4 protein-coding genes are annotated in these 3,634 nt (G+C 33.4%); 1 reads left to right on the forward strand and 3 read right to left on the reverse strand.

Features of this window, described 5'->3' with window-relative positions:
- Positions 1-398: 398 nt before the first annotated feature.
- A complete protein-coding gene (locus V7137_RS29570) occupies positions 399-605 on the forward strand; it encodes a hypothetical protein (RefSeq protein ID WP_335701369.1) in 207 nt (68 codons plus the stop codon).
- A gap of 336 nt (positions 606-941) precedes the next feature.
- Here the strand turns inward: V7137_RS29570 and V7137_RS29575 are convergent, their stop codons facing one another.
- From V7137_RS29575 to V7137_RS29585, 3 genes are all read right to left on the reverse strand, one after another.
- Positions 942-1,862, reverse strand: a complete 921-nt coding sequence (locus tag V7137_RS29575; protein WP_335701370.1) for a patatin-like phospholipase family protein — start codon at positions 1,860-1,862, stop codon at positions 942-944.
- Between the two features lie 101 nt (positions 1,863-1,963).
- The gene (locus tag V7137_RS29580; RefSeq protein WP_335701371.1) at positions 1,964-2,398 is read right to left on the reverse strand and encodes a hypothetical protein; all 435 of its coding nucleotides are present in this window, start codon (positions 2,396-2,398) and stop codon (positions 1,964-1,966) included.
- A gap of 386 nt (positions 2,399-2,784) precedes the next feature.
- Positions 2,785-3,054, reverse strand: a complete 270-nt coding sequence (locus tag V7137_RS29585; protein ID WP_335701372.1) for a hypothetical protein — start codon at positions 3,052-3,054, stop codon at positions 2,785-2,787.
- Positions 3,055-3,634 lie beyond the last annotated feature (580 nt).

Below are 3,634 nucleotides of genomic sequence, written 5' to 3' on the forward strand. Positions count from 1 at the left end.
AATAAGTCCTATTTTTCTGCATAAAGTTTATATAGGAACAAATCATCATCCACTAAGGGGGGAGTTTATTATGTTTTCAAAATTATTTCTGTGAGGAAATAACTGAATTGTCCATATTAGTCTCATCCCTCAGTAATTTATATTCAAAAAATGCAGGCTTTACGTCCACTCTATATTTTTTATTACATTCTTATTCTATTGTTCTGGGACATGCACGAAAATTCAGTACATTACGGAAGTATGCCACTCTCTTGGAAGGACATGGATATCAAGTTAAGCGTAATAAAAGAGGCATAGAACCTATTTTGAAAAAGATGTTATCACTCTCCGTAAATTAATTGAATTCAGTAAGCAAGAGGGTATGACGATGGAACGTTCAGCCGGATCGTATAGAACATTTGGAGCAAGTAAACTTAGATTTAATCAAACATTTGAAGGAGAAGGCCGTACGAGAAGCTCAGCTAGAAGAAAAGATTAATCTAATTTTGAAGTATGTTGAACGTATGGAGCAATTGGAAAGGGAACGAAGTAATATGTTTGCGGAAGAAACAAGAAAACAAATAGCAGTCGCCGAGCAATGGAAATGGTGGAAATGGTGGAAATAAGAAAAGCCGTGCTTTGGCGCATGGCTTTTTTTTTACAAACATAAGTCAATCTATGAAAAATATTTTCATTTATTAAAAGAGGTTTACAGTTCATTTAAAATGAGGAATTTCGACAACTTTTTTATATTTCCTTGTTTATAATGACTAAAGTATTGAAGAAAGAAATAGAAAAAATAATCACGATATGTCGTTCAATATTAAAATTAGAGGAGGAAACCTAATGGAAGTTCTACTCTATCTAGGTACGTATCTATTAGGTGCTCTTGCTATTGTGCACCTGATTACCATCACTTTTAATCTATTTTCTAAATAAAGTTCCATAAATGGCCTTTTCAGCTATTTATTCTTTAATCTTTTCAATCTATTAACCTTATATTGTTCAAAATCCCACTTCGACAAAAATTCTTTTGTAGAAGTATAACCTGATTTATAGAGAAAATCGATTTCATCCTTATTCAGTTCAAAATCAGTTGCGTTAATATCACCAGTTGGAATTTGAATGGTGCGTTCAATCGTTTCTTTGTTCAAATAGCGTAGATCATGGGCTTGAAGCATCGTTTTAAATATATTTTTGAAAAGGTGGAGGGGCGTTGGTATAACGGCATCTATGTTTACTTTATCTTTCACAAAACGGAAGCCAAACGTTGGAAACCGAGGGTTTTCCGTATCAAATATCCATATTGGGAAGTTACTTAATAAACCTCCATCTAAAATGTAGGATTTTTTACGGTCTTTTGATTTCCAAATAACTGGGCGGTAAAAAAATGGCAGAGAGGCACTCATCATAACGGCGGTTGAAACTTTTAGATCAGCTGGAGTCATTCCATAGCGCTCCAAATCATCTGGCAAAATAAGCATTTGGCCATTTGAAACATCAGAAGCAATTATCTTCAATTTTTCCTCTGGAAGATCCGCAAATGTTTTAATCCCTTTTTCTATAAGAAGCGAATCCAACCATGCTTCCAAATAATCGTTTTTATAAATTCCAAGATGAAGCATTAGTTCTAATAAGGTGCCGAAAATGGGAATTCGATTAATGTAAGTCCTGCCTCGAAGCTTTGAAAAATCTAGTTTGCTCAGATGATCTCTAATTTCATTACTTTTGTAGCCGCTTGCCAAAAGAGCAGCGATAACAGCTCCCGCTGATGTTCCAGCCAATCTTTGCCATTCTACTTTTTCCTCTTCCATTGCTTGAATCGCTCCAATAAAAGCAATTCCCCTAGCACCCCCACCTTCAAAAACAGCATCAGCCTTCAATTTTTTCCACCTCACGAGTAATTTATATTAAACTGTTAAGATCGTTCATTACCAACGAAGATGAAGTTTTCCAGAAGCAAACCCAAAGGTAAAAATGATGATTAAATATTCGTTAATTTGCCCTTTATTAGAGCTTTATCTAATTCACGTACATGATCATAGGACTGTAACAGTTGTTCAGGGACCAAGGTCCTACCGTATTCCCATGCATTTCTTTCAATTTCAGATTTTAGCTTTTCAATTTCGTCATCTTCACCATACAATAAAGTCCGTAAATCATGCTTGTTTTTCTTAAAATCTAAGTAATAACCAATCACATGATAGAGTATAATTCTAACAAAATTTTTATCTGTCTCTTTAATTCTAATTTTATTGAGATAACCGTTAACTTGAAGATAATTAAATTTTATGGTATTTGTCGAAACATTATAACTCATAGGTACAGGGAGATTATTATTAATTTCATAGTCAATATTTAATTTGTGCTCATCTAATGTATCTTTAATGATCTCTTCTATATTCCAAATATAAAGCAATTTACTTTCACTTCCTTTTAAGAACTTACTTCATGTAGGGAGGATCATAATTTCATTTAATATCCTACCTCTTTTTAAAAAGTAGGATTCATAAGTACATGAATATTCTGTAATAGTATCTTTATAGTATCCTGATTAAGGATAAACGTCGAAAGTCGTTTTTACCATTTCTTTCTGCCTCAGCCACTATTTTAAATAGTAAAAAAGGACTTCCTTGGCTGATATATCCATTTAAAAAGTTGTTAGGAGAAGGAACTAGTTCCTTTTTCTCTCTTTTTTGAATTCGTGAGTTGTACTAGACTTGATGAACACCCATAAGCCTAGTAAAAACAATTACATTCCAATCTAGGAAAAGAAGAAAGCGACCCCAAAAATAGGAGCCGCCTTTATTTATTATCGATATGTTTCAAGTAACTATTTAGCACTTTTCTATACCGCCATAAATCTTTCGTATTAACAGGAACTTCTTTTATATCCCAATACCTATGAAACTTCCTATGCGCAGTCAGTGTTCCATCAGGATATTGCATAAATGTAACGGTACCATTGTTTTGCTCATCTTGTATTGCGATGTAGTGCTTCGAACCGTCCCAGTTGGCCAAATCCCCAAACCTCTCGCTAAACTGTTCAACATCAGCCTTACTTCGAATAACCAATTCATTGACTCCTTTCTAACATTATTTGATTACCGCTCAAATACCTTAGATTCTTATGTAGGTGCTAACTAGTTGCTTGGGTATTATTTGATCAGTGAATTTCATAAATTTCTTCTCAAAAAGCAATTCCCAAAGAAATTTACGTCTAGTGCTTATCATTAATTTGATAGTATTATAACATACTGAAAAAGTCTTGCAGTATATGTTATGTACTTTTTGTTAACAGCCTATTTTTATTTTTGATCTAGCTAGTCTACTTCCAGTACTATTTGAAGGGTACGTTTAGTATTGACATTTTAGAAATTCATGCCCTTCCACACCCTTCTTTTTCGAAATATTTATCTTTACTGGTCTGACAGTTGGTAAAACTCAACTACCTTTTCAAATAGAAAAAAGGTATTACTACAAATGTAGCTAGTAAGCATAATTAGCGACTGACTTCTGATGAAAGACAAAACCTATTAAGTTTTCTAAAGAACTGTCCTTCATAACACTGATGAAGGACAAAACCTATTAAGATTTCTGAAGAACTGTCCTTCATAACACTGATGAAGGACAAAACCTATTAAAATTTATGATG

Origin of the sequence: Neobacillus drentensis, assembly GCF_036962765.1 — a bacterium.
Lineage (GTDB): Bacteria > Bacillota > Bacilli > Bacillales > Cytobacillaceae > Neobacillus > Neobacillus drentensis_C.